The organism is Actinokineospora diospyrosa, assembly GCF_024171925.1.
GTDB classification, from domain to species: Bacteria; Actinomycetota; Actinomycetes; order Mycobacteriales; family Pseudonocardiaceae; genus Actinokineospora; species Actinokineospora diospyrosa.
The window spans coordinates 22,449-43,755 of sequence record NZ_JAMTCO010000002.1 but is presented as its reverse complement, the minus strand read 5'-3'; the positions used below and the strand labels follow the sequence as shown (position 1 = coordinate 43,755).

Genomic DNA, 21,307 nt, shown 5'->3' with positions numbered 1-21,307 from the left:
TGCGACGTTCGAGGGACACAGTGGCCCGACCCAGGACGTCGACCGTGTCTCGACCCGCCCACGACGCGCCTGGCGGCGTTGCCGAAACGCCCAAGTACGCCCAGTACGAGGACGTTTCGGCGCCTTGCCAGCCACGCCGTGGACCCGCCGATACACGGCCAACGCCCTGGGTCGAGCCACTCGCCCATTCCGGGGACGCGCGGTGTGGTGTGGCAGCATGACGCGCATGCCAGACGAGCCGCTGGATGGCACGACCACCCGTCGGTTGCCGAAACTGCACGTGCTGGACTGGGTCGCGCTCGGCCTGCTGCTCGTGGGCGGGGTGTGCGTCCTGGTGGGGTTGCTGCCCGCGCACGACGCCGGTGCGACCGTCTCGCGGCTGGTGCCGCTGCTGCTGTTCCTCGGCTCGGTGATCATCCTGGCCGAGCTGACCGCCACCGCCGAGGTGTTCGACGTGGTGGCGACCCGGCTGTCGATCCTGGGCCGCGGCCGCTACGCCGTGCTGTTCCTGCTGTGCCTGGCGCTGGCCGCGGTGACCACGATGGGGCTCAACCTGGACACCACGGCGGTGTTGCTGACCCCGGTGCTGCTGGCGCTGGCGGCGAAGCTGCGGGTCGAGGCGCTGCCGCTGGCGATGACCACGGTGTGGCTGGCGAACACGGCGAGCCTGCTGCTGCCGGTGTCGAACCTGACGAACCTGCTGGCCGCCGACCGGGTCGCGTTGGCGCCCGCGCAGTTCGCCGCCCGGATGTGGGCGCCGCAACTGGCCGCGATCGTGGTGACCGGGGTGTTCCTGTGGGTGTGCTACTGGCGCCGAGCGGGTGAGGCGACGACCGGGTACGCCATCCCGCCCCGGCACGAGCCGCGCGACGCGGTGCTGTTCCGGGTCGCGGCGGCGGCGTGCCTGCTGTTCGTGGTGGGCATCCTCGCCGGGGTGCCGATCGGGATCGCGTCCTCGGTGGCGGCGGGGATCCTGGTCGTCGCGTTCGCGGTGCGGCGGCGCTCGGCGCTGCGGCCCGCTCTGTTGCCGTGGCGGCTGCTGGTGTTCGTGATCGGCCTGTTCCTGGTGGTGGAGACGGTGAACCGGCACGGGCTGGCCGACCTGGTGCACGCCATGATGGGTGATGCGGACGACGCCGCGGGGGCCGCCCGGGCGGCGGGCACGGGCGCGCTGCTGTCGAACCTGGTGAACAACCTGCCCGCCTACGTCGCGGGCGAATCCGTTGTGCCCCTTGGCAACCACAACCAGCTGCTGGCACTGCTGGTCGGCACGAACGTCGGCCCGATCGTGACGCCGTGGGCCTCCCTGGCGACCCTGCTCTGGTACGAGCGCTGCGTGTCCGCGGGTGTGCGGGTCCCGGTGCGCCGGTTCGTGTGGACCAGCGCAGGCCTGGCGGTCACCGCCTTGACCGCGACCGTCGCGACCCTGCTGCTCGTCAGCTAGCCGGGGACGCGGCCGTCGGCGATGGCGGCCAGGACGGCGACGGCCGCGTCGACGGTCTCCGCGCGGGTGCACGGGTGGCGCCGGACGCGGTGGCTGGTGGTGCGCAGGCCGCCCAGGGACAGGTCCACGACGTCGGTGGCGCTGCGGCCCAGGGCCACGGTGGCGACCAGGTCCTGGCCGCCGGGGATGACGGTCTCGTGGAACACACCGGCCGGTAGGCGGTAGCTCTCCCCCGCGCGGTGGGTGCTGGTGGCGGTGACGTGGGCGCGGACGTAGCGGGCGGTGGCCTCGATGGTGTCGCCGTCGGTGTCGCTGAGGACCTCGAACACCCGGTGCGTGGGGGTGGCGGCGTCGGCGACGCGGATGGTCTGGTTGCGCAGCTTGCCGACCAGCACCCAGCTCACCAGGTCCCAGCTGTGGCAGTGCGTCGGCGAGGTGGTCGGCGGCGCGACACCACGGCCGGGCTCCCACAGGTGCACGCACACCCCCTCGGCGCCGTCGCGGTGCACCGGCAGGCACAGGAAACCCAGCGGGTGCAGCACGGCCGTGACCGCCGCGGGTTCGGTGACCACGCGGTTGAGCGCGGCGCGCGCCCAGCTGAGCACCTGCTCGCCCGCGTCGCGCTCGATGGCGTCGGACAACTCGGAGTACAGCGTCATGGTGAACGCCCCGGAGTTAGGCTTGGAGTGGCGGCCAGCGTAGCAACGGGCGCGTGGGCGCTGGAAGGTCGCGCGCGGCACTGTCACGGTTCTGTCCGATACCGGCAAGTGGAACCCCGGGGGCGGGGCGGGCGTTGGAGGTGGCGTGAACACGGTCGAGCTGGTCCTGTCGCTGAGCATCCCCGCGGCGACCGCCGGCATGGTCGCGTTCGGCGTGTACGAGTTGCGCCGCCGCAAGAACCGCGGCGGTGACGGGGCGCCGGTGACCGCGACGTACGTCAACGAGTTCACCGCGATCTTCTACGGCACCAAGCGGATGGAGCTCGACCACCGCGACAGCATGTCGATGATGCGCGACGAGGACGCCCAGGGCGGCCGCCCGTGGGACCTCAGCGGCGGCATCACCATCGACCGCGGCGCGCTGGGGCGGGAGCGCACGCCCCCGCCCCCGCCCCAGCCGTGATCACCGCTGGAACGGCGTGATCAGCTCGGGCACCGTGTGCGGGACCCCGTTCTTGAGCACCCAGCGCACGTCGGCGAGCGCGGCCACGTCGGTGGTCGGGTCGCCACCGACGATGAGCAGGTCGGCGAGCTTGCCCGGTTCGACGGTCCCGAGGTCCGCCCCGACGCCGAGCTGCTTGGCGGGGTCCAGCGTCGCGGACCGCAGTGCCTGGAACGGGGTGACGCCGTACTTCACCATCGACCGCAGGTTCAGGTGCAGGCTGAGCGCGGTGGTGTCGAGCGGGGCGTCGGTCCCGGCGACGACGACCGCGCCTGCCGCCAGCAGCCGCTTGATCAGCTCGACGTCGCGGCGGGCCTGCGCCGGTGTCCCGTCGAGGAACCCGCACGGCCCCAACCCCTGCGCGCACAGCAGTTTCGCGTTGAGCGCCTGCTTGTCCTGCGTGGTGAACAGGGCCCGCACGCGGGGGTCGGTGACCATCGCCGGGTCGTCGGCGAGCAGCGTGCCCGCGCTGAACAGCGTTGAGCTGAACGGCATCCCGCCGCGCGCCGCGAGCTGCAGGACGTCCTCGTAGGGACCGCCGAGCGAGGACTCGCGGGCGAACCCGAACCCCCACTTCGACGGGCCGTACAGGTGTTCCTTCGAGTCGACGCCGTTGGCGACGGCCGGGTACAGGTAGTGCGACGTGGTCCCGACGCCCAGCCGGTGGGCGTACCCGGTGACCTTCGCCTGCCAGTCGACGCGGAAGCGCTCGTAGGTCTTGACCAGGTCGTAGTCGAGTTCCTTGATCCGGCTCAGTTCCAGGCCCAGTTGCCGCTCGTCGCGCACCGGGCGGGAGAACTCCCAGTTGACCCGGGTGCCCTCCAGCATCTCCCCGGTCATGAAGTACCGGGGTCCGACGCGGGTGCCCGCGGCCAGCGACTCGCGGTCCTCCACGGCCCGGTACACCGCGTCACCGGTCGAGCGGGTGGCGGTGATCCCGTAGGACAGCAGCAGCCGTCCTTGGCGGTCGCCGAAGGTCTTGGAGCGCATCTGCTGGTGGTTGTGCACGTCCACCAGGCCGGGGGTGACGGTCAGCTTGCTCGCGTCGATGAACCGGGCGCCGTCGCGGGGCCGGTCGGGTCGGTGCGGCTCGATCCGCCGGATGCGGTTGCCGACAACGGTGATGTCGACGTTGGTCTTCGGTTGCGCGTCGCGGCCGTCCCAGAGCCTGCCCGCGTGGATGATGATCCGGGTGTCCGGGCGTTGCTGGGTGTAGGTCAGCCGCAGCGGGACGTCCTTCACCACACCGTCCACTGTGGCCGTCCTCAGTGTCCCGTTGTGCAGGTGCAGCACGGTGCGGGAGTCGCCCGACCAGCTGGGGGCGTCGCTGGCCTCGGTGGTGATCCGCTTCGGGCGGCCGGTCGGGGTGCCGTCCGGGTCGACCGGCAGGACCCACAGCACGCTGTCCCTGGAGTAGGCCAGCCAGCGCCCGTCCGGGGAGAACACCGGCCCGTCGTCACCCCGGGTGGAGACCGAGCCCCCGGGGTCAACGATCTTGCTGGCGCCGGTCGCGAGGGTCACCAGCTGGATCTGGTTGCGCTCCGCGGCGTTCACCGCCAAGGCGAGGACCTTGCCGTCGGCCGACCAGCTCGGCTTCCCCGGCACGCTGAACGCCCCGGGCAGCACCGTGGTCACCGCGCCGGTCGCCACGTCCACGGTCAGCGTCTGGTTGGCGTGGTCCTGGAACGCCAGCGTCTTGCCGTCGGGCGACCACGCGGGGGCGAATTCAGCGCCGTCGATCGCGGTGATCCGCCGTTCCTGCCCGGACGCGATGTCGCGCACGTAGAGGTCTTCGGTGCCCGCCTTGTCGGAGGCGTAGGCGAGTTTGGTGCCGTCACGCGACCACGCCGGGTCGATCTCGTAGGCGTCGTCGTCGGTGAGCTTGCGCGGGGTTCCGCCGAGCGGGGAGAGCCACAGGTCGTTCAACGCCTTGAAGGCGACCGTGCGGCCGTCCGGGGACAAGGCAGGGCCAACGATGCCTTGGACGGGGCGTGGCTCGGTGTCGTCGAAGTCGCGGGCTTTCGGTTTGTAGCGGTCGCGGTGGAGGCGGAAGGTCGCGCGGAACGGGACGGTCTTGCTCTCGCCGGAGGCGGCCACCGTGGCGACGATCGCGCCGTTGGCGCCATAGACGAGCTCGGTCGGGGAGGACCAGCGGGCGGGGAAGGGGAACACGTCGGTGTGCGCTCCGACCTGCCGCACCACGCCCGCCTGCCACACCTGCAGCGTCCGACCGCCCGGGCCCGCGCGCAGGAAGGACAGCGACCTGCCGTCCGGCGACCAGGAGGGCGCGGCGACCTGTCCCTGCGTGGCGGGGACGAGGGTCGTGACGGCGCCGGTCGCGAGGTCGACGCTCTCGATGGTGTTGCCCTGCACGTAGGCGATGCTGCGGCCGTCGGGCGCCCAGGTCGGCTGGGTCTCGGCGGTGGTGGCCGTGGTGACGCGCCGGGGTTCGCCGCCGCGGGTGTCCACGGTCCAGATGTCCTCGCCGCCCGCGCGGTCGGAGGTGAAGGTGACGCGGGTGCCGTCCGGGGACCAGGCGGGGTAGGTGTCGTCGTGGTCACCGCGGGTCAGCGCCCGGGAAGACCGGCCGTCTTGGGTGAGCACGCGGATGTGGAACATGCCGTCGGCGAAGGACTGGACGGCGATCTGTTTGCCGTCCGGGGAGAACGACGGCCAGTACGGGTCGAGTGTGATGTCACCGATCGCGGTGGCGGTGCCGCCTTCTCGCGGCAGGGTAAACAGCTGACCTTGTAGGTCGAAGAGGATGCTGCCGTCGCGCGGCGAGGTCGCCACAGCGAGGTTGGTGCCCTCGGTGACGGTGACGTCAACTGTCTCCGTTGCGGGCGTCGGCGCCGGTTGGCTTGCCTGGGCTGTCGAGGTCGGTAGTGCGGTCGGAAGTACAGCGAGGGCGAACGCCATCGCCGCGCCACCGGCTCTGCGGGAGGTCGCGGGGGTCATGTCGCTCCAGGGCGCGCCCCGGCTGCCGGGGCCCGCACGGCCCCGGCGCCGGAGCGACTGGTCAGAGGCCGAATGCGAGCAGGACGTTGCCGTGGTCGGACGGGTAGCTGGGCCAGTACCCGGACTGGATGTAGAGCATGCCGTTGGCGACGACTGCGCCGCCGTTGCCGGAGATGGCGCTACCGCTGCCCGTTAGGCCGTTCACGCCTTGGAAGTCTCGGATCGTGTCGAACGTCCAGAGAACCTTGCCGTCTTTAGCGTCGTAGACCCGCATCTTGCCGTCGACGCTGCCTTCGTAGACAAGCCCAGGGCTGGATGTGACGGCTGGGGTATGGGCACGCTTGCAGACCGTGGGGTGCTGGGCAGCGCCACCTGTCGTGCAACCGTCGGCGGGGCTTTCGGTCTGCCATACGACATCGCCGTTGGTGGGGTTCAGCGCGAACAGGGTGCCCGGGTTGCCCCAGTTGGTCGCGACGTAGATGTTGCGGCCGTCGAAGCTGGTGCCCCACTGGATTCCGGATAGTCCGCCACCGGGCATGGGGACGGACAGTTGGCGTCGCCAGGTGGGGTTACCGGTGCGGGCGTCGAAGGCGTGGAAGACGCCGCTCTTCTGTCCGATGCCTACGTAGGTGCGACCGCGGACGTGGAACAGGGTGGGGATGGCGCCGAGGTCGTAGTCGAGCGCGGTGCCATCCTTCTGCCCGGGGCAATAGCCCTCGTTGTCGGGGAACCCGCACAGCAGACGCCAGGTGTCGGCCTTGGTGACCTGTTGCTTCCACTTGACCGCGCCGGAACGGGCATTGAGTGCCAGAAGCGTGTCGAAGTCGCCGGTGGTGCCCGAGTAGAGGTTGCCGGTGCCGACATAGAGGGTGCCGGTGCTCTCGTCGACGATCGGGCTGCTCCACACGCCCGCGCCTGCCGGTTCATACCGGGTCGCACCGCTGGGCCAGGTGCCGACGGCCTTGGGCTCGGGCACGGTGAAGTAGCGCCAGGCAAGGTCACCTGTGTTGGCGTCGAGTGCGTCGATGTGGCCGCGGAAGGTGCAACACGGGTAGTTGCGGTCTGGGCTGACGTTCTCACCACTAGAGGCACCGATGTAGATGCGGCCGTCGTGGTAGATGGGCGAACTTGTGTGCTGGCCCGCAGCGTGTGGCTCAGTGTCCTTGGCCCACACCAACTTGCCGGTTCGCTGCTCTAGCGCATAGACGTATCCGTTGGTGTCGCCGAAGTAGACCTTGCCCTTCGCTACCGCTGGACCATCGATGACCACCGCGCGCGGTGCGACGGTACTTAGGTCGAAGGACCAACGCGCAGCACCAGTACGCGCGTCTAGAGCATGGAACTTGCCGTCAGGGCTGCCGAAGTAGATGCCATCACCGACGACAGCAGGCTGACTCTTAGCCGGAAACCCGTTCTTGGGGTAAGCGAAGGCCCACTTCAGGCTCAGCTTGCCCGCGGTACGCGGGGTGATCCGACGCTCATCGGCGGCGAAACGGGACCCACCCTTGTCCCCCGTCCAGCTCGACCAATCACCGGGCCGGTGCCCACCACCCGCCGGGTCACCGGAGGCGGCGGTCTGGCCGCCGACCAGCAGCACGGCGATGGCGGACAACGCCAGCACGCGGCGTGTTCTCTGCGACACAGGCACTCCTCATGGGTCGTGCGCCACCGGAGGACTGCGCCAGCGGCGGATCCGGTCACTCGTCGGCCCAGTCTCGAACCGGGTCGGCGCGGCCGACCAATCACGCCGGGAGGATGGTCGAACGTTATCGACTGACCGAGTGACGGCCATCTTGGTGACCAACTGGCGAATCCGCTCCGGCGACCGAGGCGAGCGGGCGGGCGCCGCGGCCGCCCGCGCGGCCAACTGGGAAGAACAAGCACGGACAACTGGTTCCGGGGCGCGTCGAACCCGTTGCCGGAACGCGGTTTTTAGTCAACAAGTGGAGCCGAACGGGGGTTGACCCGGGGCACTCGGCACCGCGTTCCGACACCGGGTCCCCGGGCCGGGCGGACTCAGGTGGCGGAGAAGCCACCGTCCACGAAGATCATCTGACCGGTCACGTAGACCGCGGCGGCCGAGGAGAGGAAGACCGCGGCGCCCGCGAAGTCGGTGACCTCGCCGTTGCGGCCGACCATGGTGCGCGCGGCCAGGGCGGCGATCCGCTCCGGGGTGGAGTACAGGCCCTCGGTCAGCGGGGTCCGGACGAACCCCGGCGCGACCGAGTTGACGCACACGCCGTGGGCGGACCAGGCCTCGGCCTGGGAGCGGGTCAGCCCGGCCAGGCCCGCCTTGGCCGCACCGTAGGCGCCGCTGTTGCCGAACGCGCGGACCGCCTGCTGGGAGGTGACGTTGATGATCCGGCCCCAGCCCGCGGCGGCCATGAGCGGGCCGAACCGCTGCCCGAGCAGGAACGGGGCGTCGAGGTTGGCGCGCAGGGTCAGGTCCCAGTCGGCCTCGGTCAACTCCCCCAGCGGCGGCCGCAGGTTGATCGCGGCGGCGTTGACCAGGATGTCCGGGGCGCCGTGCCGCGCGAGGACCTCGTCGGCGACCCGGTGGACCTCGGCGCGGTCGGCCAGGTCGGCGCTGATCCAGTCGGCCGGGGCGTGCTCGCGCAGCTCAGCGGCGGTCCCCGCCAGGGTGTCGACGCGCCTGCCGACCACCAGCACCTCGGCGCCCGCCCGGCTCAGGGCCACCGCCATCCCCTTGCCGATGCCGGAGTTGCCGCCGGTGACGACGGCGCGGCGGCCGGTGAGGCCGAACAGGTGGTCTAGGTACTCGGACATGGTTCGCGGACTCCCGTGGCGGTCGCTCTAGGCGGTAGTACTTGTCGGTAGCAACGAGCCAGTATCGCACCGGGGAGGCACGTCTTGTCCGATCCACTGGTCATCAGCAACGGCATCGTGGTCACCATGAACGACGCGGGGGACGTCCTGCACGGCGGCACCGTCGTCATCGAGGGCGATCGGATCACCGGGATACACCCGGCGGGCGCGGAAGACGTACCCACCGAAGGCAGGATCATCGACGCCGAAGGCAAGGCAGTGCTACCGGGATTGATCGACCTGCACTACCACACAGCGCTCGGCAAGGGGTACAGCGATCATCTCCCCCTCTTGGAGTACCTGGAGACCTGTTGGTACCCGATCATCCGGGCGTTGGACCCGGAAGCGGCGTACTGGGCGGCTTTGGCGAGTTACAGTGAATCCCTTCGCTGCGGAGTCACGACCGTCAACGACATGTACCGGCAACTGGACTCATTAGGACGGGCAGCCCAAGAGATCGGCATCCGCGCCGTCCTGTCCAACGACGTCGCGGATGCCGAACACAACCTGGACACATTGGCGGACAACGAAACCGCCTACCAACAATGGCACGGCAAGGCCAACGGTCGGATCGAGGTCTATGTCGGCATCGAGTGGTTGCCCCTGGCATCGCCAGAACTCCTCGTCAACGCGCGCGGCCTGGCCGACGACCTGAACACCGGCATCCACATCCACCTGAACGAGTCCCTGGGCGAGGTCGAAACCGTGCGAGCCCGCTACGGCAGGCGACCGACGGAGTTGGCCTACGACACCGGCATCCTGGGCCCGGATTGCATCGCCGCGCACTGCGTGTGGCTGTCGGACACCGAGATCGCACTGATGCGGGAGACCGACACGAAGATCTCACACAACCCGACATCGAACGCCAAGCTGGGCAACGGAATCGCCCGCATACCAGAAATGCTGGCCGCCGGCCTCACAGTTGGCCTCGGCCACGACGCTGCGGAGTGCAACAACAGCCGCGACCTGTTCGAGGTGATGAAGTTCGGCTCCCTGATCCACCGAGCCAACCGAGTCGACGCCAGCCTGTTCCAGGCACCACACATGCTGTCCATGGCCACCCGCTCCGGCGCTCTAGCACTCGGCCACGACACCGGCTCTCTTGAGGTAGGCCGCAAAGCCGACGTAGTACTGGTCGACCTACACCACCAAGCATTCACCCCACTAGAGCCCGGCAACGCCGACCACCTGTACTCCCACCTGGTATTCGCCGCAGGCGGCCCCAACATCACCCACACAATCGTCAACGGCACCCTCCTCCTCAACGACGGCGTATTCACCACCATCGACGAGGACGAGGTCCTGGCCAAGGCAAACGAGTCATTCCTCCGCGTCCTTGAACGCATCCGCTAACCACCACCCCTCCCCAACCGTCGCCCCCGCCCCAGCCCCCCGCCAGGTCCGCCCAATCCACCTAGCCGACCACCGGACACTCTGAAGCTAAGGCAGCCAACCCAGCCCTTGGACACCCAGAACAGTCGGTGCCATCCCAGCCCCGCCGAGTCAGCCCTGCCAACCCAGCCCCTGGACACTCGAACCCAGCGGTGCCAACCCGCCCCTCATCAGGTCCGCCCCAACCCACCTGCTCAGCAGTCGGCCCCAGCGGTGCAAACCCAGCCCCCACCAGGTCCGCCTCAGCCCACCTACTCAGCGCCTGGACACTCGGACCCGGCGGTGCCAACCCAGCCCCCGTCAGGTCCGCCTCAGCCCACCTACTCAGCCCTTGGACACTCGGACCCGGCGGTGCCATCCCAGCCCGCCCTCGTCAGCCCACCTACCCAGCACCTGGACAGTCGGAGTCGCTGGTGCCAAATGCTCGATGGGGCGAACTTGTTTTGCGTGGGGGGACAACACCCGTAGCGTTTCCGCGCGGCAGGGCCTGCTTTTGGGCCCCTGCTTTGCGGTTCTGCGTCGGGTGTTGTAGGGGCCCCGCGCAAAACAAGTTCGCCCCATCGAGCTCGTCGCATTGTCGCGGATCGGGCCCGATGTTGCCGCCAGGCAACGAGGCGTCCCCCGGAGCCGAAGGCGGAGGCCCGAATCCCTTGCCCCGCACCCCCAACCACGGCCTACGCCAAGATCAACCTGATCGAAAGCCCCCAAATACACAGCTTACCGCGCAGCACCGACAAACCGAGCCCAGCAACCGGAGCCTGTGGACAACCAGAACCATTGTGGACAACCACAACCACGCCCACAAGATCATCCGCCACAAGAGCCCCCAATACACAGCCTACCGAGGAAGCCCGACAAACCGGCAGCACCAACCACCCCCCTGTGGACACCAGAAGACGTTGTGGGCACCAGCAGACGTTGTGGACAACCAACCACCACAACCCACTAACCTGTCCCCATGATCAATGGGAACCAATTCCTATCCACACTCTGGTCTGACATCGAGCACATCCACGCCGCCGTTCTTGCCCACCCCTTCATCACCGGCCTATCCGACGGAACCCTCCCCCGCGCCGCCTTCCGCCACTTCATCACCCAAGACGCGCACTACCTCCGCGACTACGCCCGCGTCCTGGCCCTCTGCGCCACCAAAGCCCACCACGACGCAGATGTCACCATGTTCGCCGCCCACAGCGCCAACGCCGTCGCAGCTGAGCAAGAACTCCACGCATCCCTCTTAGCTGAACTCGGCACATCCGCCACCGCCGCAGCAGCCGAACCCATCACTCCCACCACAGTCGCCTACACCAGCTACCTACTCGCCTCGGCGTACCGCGGCTCTTACGCCGAAGCAGTGGGCGCTGTCCTCCCCTGCTACTGGCTCTATGCCCGCGTAGGCGCCCACCTCCGCTCCGCAGGCTCCCCGGACCCCCTCTATGCCCGCTGGATCGACGCCTACGCCGACCCTGCCTTCCAATCCGTCACAGACCAGGTCTTGGCCGCCACCGCCCGCCTGGCTGAAGAGTCCTCCCCCGCCGAGCACGCCTTGATCCGCAAGCACAACCACACCGCAGGCCGCCACGAGTACCTCTTCTGGGACGCCGCTTGGCGCCTGGAGCAGTGGCCGGTCTAGCTAGCCACTAGTCACAGCGACCTGGCGAGCAGGCCGGGGAGGTCGGCGATGATGTGGTCCGGGCGGGTCTCGGCGGTCACCGGGGCGGAGCCGACCAGGATGGTGGGCAAGCCCGCTCTGCGACCGCCCAGGATGTCGGTGTCCGGGCGGTCGCCGATGACCACTGTCGTCAGTGGGCCGAGCCGCGATTGGGCCAGTCGGAAGATGGCGGGTTCGGGCTTGCCCACCGCGGTGGCGCTCTGGCCCAGAGCCGTCTCCACCGCAGCCAGGATCGCGCCGGTGGCGGGCCAAGGGCCGTCTGGCATGGGGAAGGTCGCGTCCCGGTTGGCGGCGAACAGCTCAGCGCCCGCAGCACCGGCTCGGCAAGCGGCGCGTAGTTCGGCGTAGGAAAAGTCGCTATGGCCTGCGACGAGGATGCGGTCGGCGGTAGAGGCATCGGCAGCAGATAGGACTACCCCGCCCGCGCGGGTCACCTCAGCCCGTAGCTCGGCCGATCCGATCACGTACACCGAAGCCCCGCCCTCGGCGACGCGTATTGCGGCCGCCCAGCCAGAGGTCACCACGGAATCGGCGGCCACGTCCAGCCCGAACCCCCGCAGCCGAGACGTGATGGAGGTTCGCGCGTACCGAGGCTCGTTGGTCAGGTACACCACCCTCTTACCCCGCCTGCTGAGTTCCCGGAGGGTGTCGACAGCGCCAGGCAGAGGTTCCCAGCCGAGGTGGACCACACCGTCGAGATCAACGATGTAGCCGTCGAATATGTCCGCGAGGCTCATGTGGATACAACGGCGACAACCCGCTCAGTGGGGTCTTCGCCGGGGGCCAAGGTCAGGTAGGTCACATTGGTGACCGTGTGCAGCCCGCGCACAAGGAACGCGTACTCCACCCCTTCCTCCAAGAGCAGCACGACAGGCTTACCGAGCGCGGAAGCCCAGCCGATCTCGATGTGGGTGCCTGGCGAGGCGGGAGAACCGGGGAACGCCACGAACACGTCGCTGGCGGTGATCTCGTCCAGGTCCAGCCGGGTGCACTCCGCCGGGGTCAGGAACTTCGCGCCCCACCCTTCGCGCCGGTGGGCGTTGTAAACCGTGTGACCAGCTGATTCCAGCCCAGCGATGATCGACTCCAACCGGGCGCGCTCGTCGGGGCGCATCACCCCGTCCGCGTCGACCAGTGCCTTGAACGGGCCACCCAGGAACACGACCGCCATCACTTCACCCCTGTCGCGATGAGGAACGGAGCGGCTACAGCCTCCGCGGGCCGCTCAACACCGAGCAACGTGCCGCCGACCAGGGCCCCGTGCTCGCGGGGGTCGAGCAGCGGGGTCGCGTACTCGACCGCGGCGAAACCCGCCCCGATCAGCACGTCGCCGTAAGTCGAACGGGGCCAGTGGTGGTCCGACAACTCCAGCACCCCGCCGCCGGGCTGGTTCAGCAGGACCCGCCGCCGCTGGCCCGTGGTGTACGACGCGCCCGGGTCGCCACTGCGGAAGGTGGCGAACTCGACGCCGGTGGTGTCGGGGTTGGTGTCCAGCACGGCGTAGCGGCCGCCGGGGCGCAGGACCCGGTGCACCTCGGCGGCGATGGCCCGGATCGCGTCGAGGTCGCCGATGTTGATGAACACGTAGCACGACATGGCCGCGTCCACGGCCCCGTCGGGCAGGAACCCGAGCTTGCCGGACTCGACGTGGTGGTAGTCCACCCTGGGGTGCGGTCTGCTGTCCTTGGCGATGCGCAGCATCCGCTCGGAGATGTCGACCGCGACCACGTCCACGTCGAACCCGCCCGCGGCCCGCAGCGCGACCTTGCCCGGACCGCAGCCGTAGTCGAGCACGGTGCGCACGTCGGGGTCGTCGAGCCGCAGCCCGCGGAAGACCTCGGGGTAGCCCAGTACCCGCTCCGGCAGGTCGTCGTAGGCGTCGAACCCGTCGGCGACCCCGGTGTCCTGCCTCCAGTCGGTGCCCAAACCGTCCCCTTAGCTCGTCGGCGCCGCGACCCGCGGCTGCCAGTGCGTGACCAGGTGTCGGTACAGCGGCGGCAGCGAGGACAGCAGGTCCCCGTCCACCACCTCGTTCGCGCGGACCCGCCGGTGCAGCTCGAGCAGCCGCGCCACGTCCGCCCAGTACTCCGGTAGATCCACAGTGGACCCGAGGTGGCCGCCGGTGCGCAGCGCCTCCTCGATCCGCAGCACTTCCCTGATGTGCGGCCAGTTGTCGCCCTCGGGCATGCTCGGGAACGACCACTCAGGGGCCGCGCGCCCGGCCGGGTCGGCCAGCACCGCGTCGACCCGCTCGGTGTCCGGGTCGTAGATGTGCAGCGACCCCACCGAGTGGACGTACTCCCCCACCCGCAACCCCAGCTCCCGCGGCATCACCTCCTGCGGGAAGGTGAACGAGAACACGTCGCTGCTCATCCCGCGGAACGCGTTCCCCCGGACCGTCGAAGTCCTACTCGGCAGGCACGTAGTCGTTGGTCACCAGCGGTCCGGCGTCGATGGGCCGTTTGACCATGCCCTCGGTGTGCAGCCAATCGGCGAACGACTGCCACTTCGCCGGGTCCATCCGACCGAACCCGCGCGGGTTGCGCAGCAGCGGGAGCGTCGCGGCCACCATCTTCTCGATGACCGCCGCGTCGTAGCCGGTCGCGACCTTGCTGATCGACGTGGTGGCGAAGCTGGGCTCCCCCTGCGCGGCGGCGACGCCCTTGCCGAGGGCGGCGACGAACCGCTTCACCGCGTCGCGGTACCCGGCGTCGTCGCGCAACCGGTCGCGGTTGGCCACCAGCACGAGCTCGTTGTACTCCGGCACCCCGGCGTCGGTCACCGGCACGATGAAGGGCTGCTTGCCCTCCTGCGCCAACTGCACGCCCTCGATGTTGCGGTAGGCACCGATGGTGGCGTCGACCTGCCCGGACAGCATGGCCGCCACCAGGTTTGAGCTGACGTTGACCTTCTTGACCGAGTTGAGGTCCACCCCGTGCTTGGCGGCGATCTGCTTGAGGTACACGTCATCGGAGGGCAACCCGGCGGTGCCGACGGTCTTGCCCGCCAGGTCCCCGGGTGACTTCACCGGCGAGGTCCCCACGGCCATCAACGAGTTCAGCGCGACCGGGACCAGCGCGGCGACGGCGACCAGCGGCAAGTCCTGCTCGGCGGCCATCAGCACGTCGGGCTCGTAGGAGATCCCGAGTTCGACCTGCTTGGCGGCGACGAGCTTGAGCGGGTCGGCCGGGTTGGACGGCGGGGTCAGCGTCACGTTGAGGTTCGCCGCGGTGAAGAACCCCTTGTCCTGGGCGGTGTAGAGGCCGACGTGGTCGGGGTTGGGGAACCAGTCCATCAGCACCCGCACCTCGGCGTTGCCGCCGGGCTGGGCGCTGTCCCCTTCCCCACACCCCGCCGCGAGCAGCGAGACGGCGAACACCGCCGCGGCCGCGCGTCGGACCACCTGTCGAGAAGCGCCGATCAAGGCGCTCACCTCCGGTTCCATCTGAGGGTGACGTTCTCCACCAGCCGCACGAGCAGGAAGAGGGCGACGGACTCGACGGTGAGCACCGCGATCGCGGCGAACACCAACGCGGTGCGCAGCTGCGGGGTGGCCTGCAGCATCACGAAACCGAGTCCGTCAGTCGAGCCGGACCACTCGCCGAACACCGCGCCGATCGGGGCGTAGGTGACCGCGACGCGCAGGCCGGAGAACAGCCGCGGTAGCGCGGAGGGGAACTCGACCTTGCTGAAGATCGCCCAGCGGGTGGCTGAGAGGGTCCGCATCAGCCGGGGCAGGTCGGGGTCGACCGAGCGCAGCCCGTCGAGGGTGTTGACGACGATCGGGAAGAAGCAGATCAACGCGACGATCACGAGCTTGGGCTCGACGCCGTAGCCGAACACGATCGCCAGGATCGGGGCCAGCACCACGATCGGCACCGTCTGCGAGGCGATGAGCAGCGGGAACACGGTCGTGCGCAGGATCGCCGAGAAGTGCAGCGCCACCGCGATCAGCAGCGCGACGACCACGGCCACCAGCAGGCCGAGCACGACCTCCGTGGTGGTGACGAGGGTGGCGGCGACGAGCAGCTCCCGGTCCTCGACGGCCGCGCGCACGATGGCGCTCGGCGCGGGGAACAGGTACGCGGGGACGTCGGCGAGCGCGGTCACCAACTCCCACAGGCCGATCAGCGCGACGACCAGCGCCGTCGCCGGTCCCCACGTGGCCACCGCGCCGCGCTGCTCGGGCCGCGCGCGAGTGGCGGGCCGCGGGGTGGTCGACACCCGGGTCACGCGCTGCCCTGCGCCAGGATGGACAGGATCCGCGCGCGCAGCGCGGTGAACGCCGGGTCGGCGATGGTCTCCGCGCGCGACACGCGCACGGGGAGGTCCACCTCGATCCTGGCCACCACGGTCGCCGGTCGCGGCGTCAGCACCACGACCTCGTGGCACAGCAACAGGGCTTCTTCGACGTCGTGGGTGACCAGGACCGCCGTGCGCGGCTCCACGGTGAGCACACCGCGCAGCCAGTCCTGCATGTCGGCGCGGGTGATGGCGTCCAAGCCGCCGAACGGCTCGTCGAGCAGCAGCACGTCCTTGTCAGCCACCAGGGTGCGCAGGAACGCCACGCGTTGCCGCATACCGCCGGACAACTCGTGTGGCCAGTGCTGTTCGAACCCACCCAGGTTGAACCGCTCGAACAGCGGCGCGACCCGGGCGCGCGCCTGTTTGCGCGGCACACCGCGGTTCTCCAGTGCCAGCGCGGCGTTGTCTATCGCGCGCCGCCACGGCAGCAGCAAATCCTTCTGCGGCATCAAAGCGCACGCGGCCAGCCTGCCCGCGGGCGCGGTCTCGGCGCCGACGCGGACGCTGCCGCCACCGGGTTCGGCCAGGCCTGCGATGAACGTCAACAGGGTGGACTTCCCGCAGCCGCTCGGCCCGATCACACCGAGGCTGCGCCGCGGTTCGACGGTGAACGCGATGTCGCGCAAGACATCCACGTCGCCGAAGCGGTGCGCGACCCCGTCAAGGCCGACCCCCGCCCCGTCCGGCGTCACCAACCGCGCCCCCTCAGCTCCGCGAACCCGGCATCACGGTCACCGTACGCGGTGTCCGGCCCACCCACCAGCGTCCGGCCCGCGTGATCGTGCCCACCCGGGTCACCGCGTTGGTCCTTGACGCCGCGGCCGCGGGTGTGCCGATCACGAGCTCTGCCACGCCCTGCCCCCGCCCCGCCCCGGTGCGCGGGCGGCGGACTCGGTCGACGCGGCGGGCGGGAACGTCCACGCTGGCACCATGAGCCGATTTCTCGAGTTGGACGGGTGCTTCAACTTCCGCGACCTGGGCGGGCACCGGACGGTGGACGGCCGTGCGGTCGCCACCGGGGTGTTGTTCCGCTCCGACGGGTTGCACCGGTTGAGCGAGACGGGGCGGGTGGCGTTCGCCGAGTTGGGCGTTGTCACGGTGCTGGACCTGCGGACGCAGCGGGAGGTCGAGCACAAGGCCTGGCGGCCCCCGCAGGGGTGGTCCGGCCGGTGGCGTCATGTGCCGCTGGTAGCGGAAACACCGGACTGGTCGACTGTGGCGCGGGATGCGTTGGACGACCCGGGGTACGCAGCTACGCACTACGCGGAGATCGCCGCCGAGGGCGCGGCCAACTTGCGTGCCTCGGTGGAGGCGTTGGTGGAGCCGGAAGGTCTACCTGCGGTGTTTCACTGTGCCGCTGGGAAGGACCGCACAGGGATTCTCGCGGCATTGATCCTGCGCCTGCTTGGTGTGCCCGTTGAGGACGTCGCCGATGACTACGCGCTAAGTGAAGAGGCCTCCGCGCGCTGGGCGGCGTCGGTAGCGGCAAGTGGTCACGATGACACTGCCGCGACCTGGCCCTACATTCCGCCGTCAATGCTGCGGTCCGAACGCGGCACCATGGTGGCCTTCTTGTCCGGCCTGGGACCGATCGAGGAGTACGCCAGGTCATTGGGTATCACTGACGACACGGTCGCCCGCCTGCGGAGCGCCCTGCTGCGCTGACCCGCTCCGCTGTGACCAACGGCGCTTGTCCACCGCGGCGTGGCGGATTTCCTTACCCGACAAAAGGACTGGGCTCACCGGGCGACGAGCGGCAGATTCTGTGAATGGTGCAACCCAGCACCACCAGATCGGCGTTTGATGGTGCGACAGGGTTGTCCTCAGGTAGGAGTGCGCATGCGCGATCACAGGCGAGGACTCCTCGCCGGGCTGGCGGTTCTGCTGGCCGCGGTAGGGGTTTTGCCGATGGGGGGCACGGCTTCGGCTCAGCCGTCGCCGTCCGTGGGGGATGTCGGGGGGAGTCGGTACCAGGTCACACTGGTGACCGGGGACCGCGTAGAGGCCGTCAAGGACAAGCAGGGACGGTGGAGTGTCGGGCTGACCCGCTCCGGGCCGGTCTCGCAGTACAGCACCTTCGCTAAGAAGCGCGGAAAGACCACTGACGTCTACCTGGTGCCTACGAAGGCGGCCAGGCTGGTGCAGGCGGGGGTGATCGACCAGGAACTGTTCAACATCACCGGGTTGATCCGGCAGCGCTTCGACGACAAGAACAGCAAGACACTGCCTCTTCTCGTGGAGTACGGGCAGGCCGCCGTTGCCGCTGCCGCACCGCGTGGTGCCGTGGTGGAGCGAACGCTACCGAGCCTCGGCTACAGCGCTCTCGCTGAGGACAAGGCCAACGCGAGCCTGTTCTGGTCGTCCGTCAGCGGCAACGGTGCCGCCGCGTCGTTGGCCGGTGGGCCCAAGAAGATCTGGCTGAACGCGCGGTTCACCGCCAACCTCGACCAGAGCGTGCCGCAGATCGGCGCGCCCGCGGCGTGGCAGGCGGGGCACACCGGCAAGGGTGTGACGGTCGCGGTGCTCGACACCGGGTACGACACCGGGCACCCCGACCTGGCCGGGAAGGTGACGCAAAGCAAGGACTTCAGCGGCAAGGGCAACGTCCAGGACGGCAACGGGCACGGAACGCACGTGGCGTCAACCGTGGCCGGTTCCGGTGCCGCCTCCGGCGGCAAGTTCAAGGGTGTCGCGCCGGACGCGTCGCTCGCGGTGGGCAAGGTCCTCGACGACGGCGGGTCGGGCTCCCTCGACGACGTCATCGCCGGGATGGAGTGGGCGTCCAGCGACGCCAAGGCGAAGGTCGTCAACCTCAGCCTCGGTAGCTACCCCACCGACGGCACGGACCCCGCCTCCCAGGTGGTGAACACGCTGACCGCGCGCAACGGCACGCTGTTCGTCATCGCCGCGGGCAACTACGGGTCTGACAACACCGTGAGCAGCCCCGCCTCGGCGGATTCGGCTCTAGCCGTCGGTAGCGTCACCAAGGGCGGTGAGCTGTCGGAGTTCTCCAGCCGCGGGCCGCGTCTGATCGACGGCGCGGTCAAGCCGGAGATCGCCGCTCCCGGCTCGGACATCGTCGCAGCGCGGGCTAAGGACACCAACCTCGGCGAGAACGTTGACGAGAACTACGCGCGGCTCTCAGGCACCTCTATGGCTACCCCGCACACGGCGGGCGCAGTGGCGATTTTGGCGCAGCAGCACCCGGACTGGACCGCAGCGAAGCTGAAGTCCGCCTTGGTGGGTACGGCGGCGCCCGTAGGCACTAACGGCGTGAACTCCGTCGGCGGTGGCCTCATCGACCTAGCGCGGGCCACGACCCAGGCTGTGCGGGCGGAGCAGGCAACGGTCAACGGCTACCTCAGGTGGCCGTCGACCGCGGTCGAGCAGCGGAAGGTGACCTACACCAACGACTCGACCACCCCGGTGACGCTGACGCTCGACCTGGCGTTGCGCGACAAGCAGGGCGTGGCGGCACCGGCGAAGCTGGCCAAGCTGTCGGCCAAGACGGTGACCGTCCCGGCGAAGGGATCCGCCGACGTCACGCTGACGTTGACCCCGCGTTCGGGCGCGCCCGCCGCCTACAGCGGCGTGCTCGCGGCGACGAGTTCGTCGGCGCAGGTCCGCACCCCGGTCGGGGTGTACGACGAGCCGGAGCACTACGACCTGGACGTGAAGTTCAAGGACCGCACCGGTGCCGACACCACCGCGGGTCACGCGTCGCTCATCAACCTCGACACCGGCGAGTGGGTGTTCGGCAACCCGGGCGACAAGCTGCGGGTCCGGCCGGGGACCTACGCGCTCAGCGGTTCCATCGAGACACCGCGCGCGGGCCAGCTGCCGATCCAAACGCTGTACAGCAACCCGAACCTCAAGGTCGGCAAGGCGAACAAGACGGTGACCTTCGACGCGCGCGAAGGCAAGCGCGTCTCGGCCAGCATCGACCAGCCCGAGGCCAGGGGCGGCGTCTGGACGAGCCGGTTCCAGTTCACGGTCAAGGACTCGCCGTACCCGTACTCGGAGCTGTGGGGCTTCGACCCCCGGTTCAACGAGGTCTACGCGTTCTCCACGCGCGGGGTGAGCAGCCCCGGCTTCGGCTACGCCGACAACTTCCGGCTCGAGCAGCCGGATGTGGAGCTGCACGGCGAGGGGAGCCAGTCGTTCGAGACGATCGCGGGCTGGCTGCGCGGATCGGCGGACTCGGCGCTCGATGACCGGCTGCCCGTCGTGCACGGCGGCGCGGGCACCCCGGAGGACCTGGCGAAGATCGACGCCAAGGGCAAGTTCGTGGTGGTGGAGGTACCTGCCACCACCACGCTCGACGAGGTGTACCAGCGTATTGCGGCAGTGAAGGTCGCAGGCGGCAAGTATGTCGGCATCCTGCCCTTGTTCAACACGAGCTTGAGTGCGCGTGCGCTGAGCGAAGACCCTTCTCCTGCTCTGCCTTCCGTCATCCTCTTTGAGGAGCCGGGTAAGAGGTTCGCCGACGCTGCCAAGGCCGGTGGGCTTACCGCGCGGTTCATCGCTCGCACGTCTAGCAAGCACCGCTACGAGCTGTCCTACCCAGCCACGGGCAAGGTTCCCGCGAACCTGACCTACAAGGAGAAGACGGCGAACCTGGCCGCGGTGCGAACGGCCTACTACGAGGGCACCGAGGCAGAGCCGCCGATCGCCTCAGCGTGGGTGGAAGGCCTCGGCGGTGAGATCGGCACCCAGTGGGGTCTCGGCGCGGTCGCCAAGGCTGAGCGCACCGAGTACTTCACGCCGGGCAAGTGGCGGCTGGTGGTCGGTGGCTACTGGGGCATCGCGGGCGACGGTGAGGAGCGAATCACCCTGGAGCGGGGCAAGTCCTACCGCGTCGAGTGGGCTGCCTCGGTCCTCGCGCCCGCCTTCCCCGGCACCATCAGCAACGACCTGGGCCAGGACCACCCGTGGGCGTGGCGCAACGTGGAGCTGATCGATGTCACGGTGCCGTTCTTCACCGACCCGGCCGGGCACGCCCGCGGCGCGGACCAGTGGACCGGCTCCGACCTCGGCACGACCTCGCTCTACCGCGAGGGCAAGCTCGTGGGCACCCACAACCAGCCCGGTCGCGGTGTGTTCATCGCGGGCGAGCCCGGCAAGTACCGGCTGACCAGCGACATCGCCCGCGACCAGCCGTGGTGGCCGACCTCGACGAAGGTGAGCGCGGACTGGTCCTTCCAGCTCCCGCGCGACATCCGGGTCGCGCTGCCGCTGCTGACCGTGGGCTTCCGCCCGCCGGTCAGCTTGGCGAACACCACCCCGGGCGGCCGCGAGGTCAGCTTCCCGGTCACGGTGGCCCGCCAGGACGGTGTCCCCACCGTCAGCACCCTCACCGTCGACGTCTCCTACGACGACGGCGCCACCTGGACCCCCACCCGCCTCGTCCGCGACGGCGCGGCGTGGAAGGCCACGGTGACCCACCCGGCCAGCGGCTTCGCGTCCCTGCGGGCCAAGGCCACCGACTCGGCGGGCAACACGGTCGACCAGACCGTGATCCGCGCCTACCGGATCGGCTGATCCAGCTA

17 protein-coding genes are annotated in these 21,307 nt (G+C 69.6%); 6 read left to right on the top strand and 11 right to left on the bottom strand.

Translation table 11 applies throughout. The features are described 5' to 3' along the window. Window positions 1-217 precede the first annotated feature (217 nt). Window positions 218-1,444, top strand: coding sequence for an ArsB/NhaD family transporter (locus tag LV75_RS02880; RefSeq protein WP_253885045.1), 1,227 nt, complete (start codon window positions 218-220; stop codon window positions 1,442-1,444). On the opposite strand, the gene LV75_RS02875 is transcribed toward LV75_RS02880, so the two are convergent. Continuing rightward, entirely contained in the window at window positions 1,441-2,103 is a 663-nt protein-coding gene (locus LV75_RS02875) for a hypothetical protein (protein ID WP_253885044.1), read from the bottom strand. The genes LV75_RS02880 and LV75_RS02875 overlap by 4 nt on opposite strands. A gap of 145 nt (window positions 2,104-2,248) precedes the next feature. Between LV75_RS02875 and LV75_RS02870 the strand changes: the two genes are divergently transcribed. Further along, window positions 2,249-2,566: a DUF6191 domain-containing protein gene (locus LV75_RS02870; protein ID WP_253885043.1), complete on the top strand. Its 318-nt coding sequence runs from the start codon at window positions 2,249-2,251 to the stop codon at window positions 2,564-2,566. Here LV75_RS02870 and LV75_RS02865 read toward each other — a convergent pair whose 3' ends face one another. The 3 genes from LV75_RS02865 to LV75_RS02855 form a co-directional block, all read right to left on the bottom strand. Next, window positions 2,567-5,563, bottom strand: a complete 2,997-nt coding sequence (locus tag LV75_RS02865) for an amidohydrolase family protein (protein ID WP_253885042.1) — start codon at window positions 5,561-5,563, stop codon at window positions 2,567-2,569. Between the two features lie 61 nt (window positions 5,564-5,624). Further along, window positions 5,625-7,205, bottom strand: a complete 1,581-nt coding sequence (locus tag LV75_RS02860) for an outer membrane protein assembly factor BamB family protein (RefSeq protein WP_253885041.1) — start codon at window positions 7,203-7,205, stop codon at window positions 5,625-5,627. Window positions 7,206-7,579: 374 nt separating this feature from the next. Beyond that, window positions 7,580-8,350, bottom strand: coding sequence for an SDR family NAD(P)-dependent oxidoreductase (locus LV75_RS02855; RefSeq protein ID WP_253885040.1), 771 nt, complete (start codon window positions 8,348-8,350; stop codon window positions 7,580-7,582). Window positions 8,351-8,434: 84 nt separating this feature from the next. Between LV75_RS02855 and LV75_RS02850 the strand changes: the two genes are divergently transcribed. Next, window positions 8,435-9,742, top strand: coding sequence for an amidohydrolase family protein (locus LV75_RS02850; RefSeq protein ID WP_253885039.1), 1,308 nt, complete (start codon window positions 8,435-8,437; stop codon window positions 9,740-9,742). A 997-nt stretch (window positions 9,743-10,739) separates the two neighbouring features. After that, a complete protein-coding gene (tenA, locus tag LV75_RS02845) occupies window positions 10,740-11,414 on the top strand; it encodes a thiaminase II (protein ID WP_253885038.1) in 675 nt (224 codons plus the stop codon). Between the two features lie 11 nt (window positions 11,415-11,425). Here the strand turns inward: tenA and LV75_RS02840 are convergent, their stop codons facing one another. Genes LV75_RS02840 through LV75_RS02810 form a run of 7 tightly spaced genes read right to left on the bottom strand, consistent with a single transcriptional unit; the run spans window position 11,426 to window position 16,450 of the window. Beyond that, complete coding sequence (locus tag LV75_RS02840) at window positions 11,426-12,190, bottom strand: HAD-IIA family hydrolase (protein ID WP_253885037.1); 765 nt, start codon at window positions 12,188-12,190, stop codon at window positions 11,426-11,428. Then, window positions 12,187-12,624: a nucleoside 2-deoxyribosyltransferase gene (locus LV75_RS02835; RefSeq protein WP_253885036.1), complete on the bottom strand. Its 438-nt coding sequence runs from the start codon at window positions 12,622-12,624 to the stop codon at window positions 12,187-12,189. The genes LV75_RS02840 and LV75_RS02835 overlap by 4 nt, the downstream gene beginning before the upstream one ends. Further along, window positions 12,624-13,379, bottom strand: coding sequence for a class I SAM-dependent methyltransferase (locus LV75_RS02830; protein WP_253885035.1), 756 nt, complete (start codon window positions 13,377-13,379; stop codon window positions 12,624-12,626). Before LV75_RS02830 ends, LV75_RS02835 begins: the two co-directional genes overlap by 1 nt. Before the next feature lie 9 nt (window positions 13,380-13,388). Continuing rightward, complete coding sequence (locus tag LV75_RS02825) at window positions 13,389-13,826, bottom strand: hypothetical protein (RefSeq protein WP_253885034.1); 438 nt, start codon at window positions 13,824-13,826, stop codon at window positions 13,389-13,391. Between the two features lie 34 nt (window positions 13,827-13,860). After that, a complete protein-coding gene (locus LV75_RS02820; RefSeq protein WP_253885033.1) occupies window positions 13,861-14,886 on the bottom strand; it encodes an ABC transporter substrate-binding protein in 1,026 nt (341 codons plus the stop codon). Then, window positions 14,883-15,686: an ABC transporter permease gene (locus LV75_RS02815; protein ID WP_253885032.1), complete on the bottom strand. Its 804-nt coding sequence runs from the start codon at window positions 15,684-15,686 to the stop codon at window positions 14,883-14,885. Before LV75_RS02815 ends, LV75_RS02820 begins: the two co-directional genes overlap by 4 nt. Then, a complete protein-coding gene (locus LV75_RS02810) occupies window positions 15,683-16,450 on the bottom strand; it encodes an ABC transporter ATP-binding protein (protein ID WP_253885031.1) in 768 nt (255 codons plus the stop codon). Before LV75_RS02810 ends, LV75_RS02815 begins: the two co-directional genes overlap by 4 nt. A 238-nt stretch (window positions 16,451-16,688) precedes the next feature. Here LV75_RS02810 and LV75_RS02805 point away from each other — a divergent pair, with 238 nt between their 5' ends. Together LV75_RS02805 and LV75_RS02800 are read left to right on the top strand one after the other, a co-directional pair. After that, window positions 16,689-17,423: a tyrosine-protein phosphatase gene (locus LV75_RS02805; protein ID WP_253885030.1), complete on the top strand. Its 735-nt coding sequence runs from the start codon at window positions 16,689-16,691 to the stop codon at window positions 17,421-17,423. A gap of 318 nt (window positions 17,424-17,741) precedes the next feature. After that, window positions 17,742-21,299, top strand: coding sequence for a S8 family serine peptidase (locus LV75_RS02800; protein WP_253885029.1), 3,558 nt, complete (start codon window positions 17,742-17,744; stop codon window positions 21,297-21,299). Window positions 21,300-21,307 lie beyond the last annotated feature (8 nt).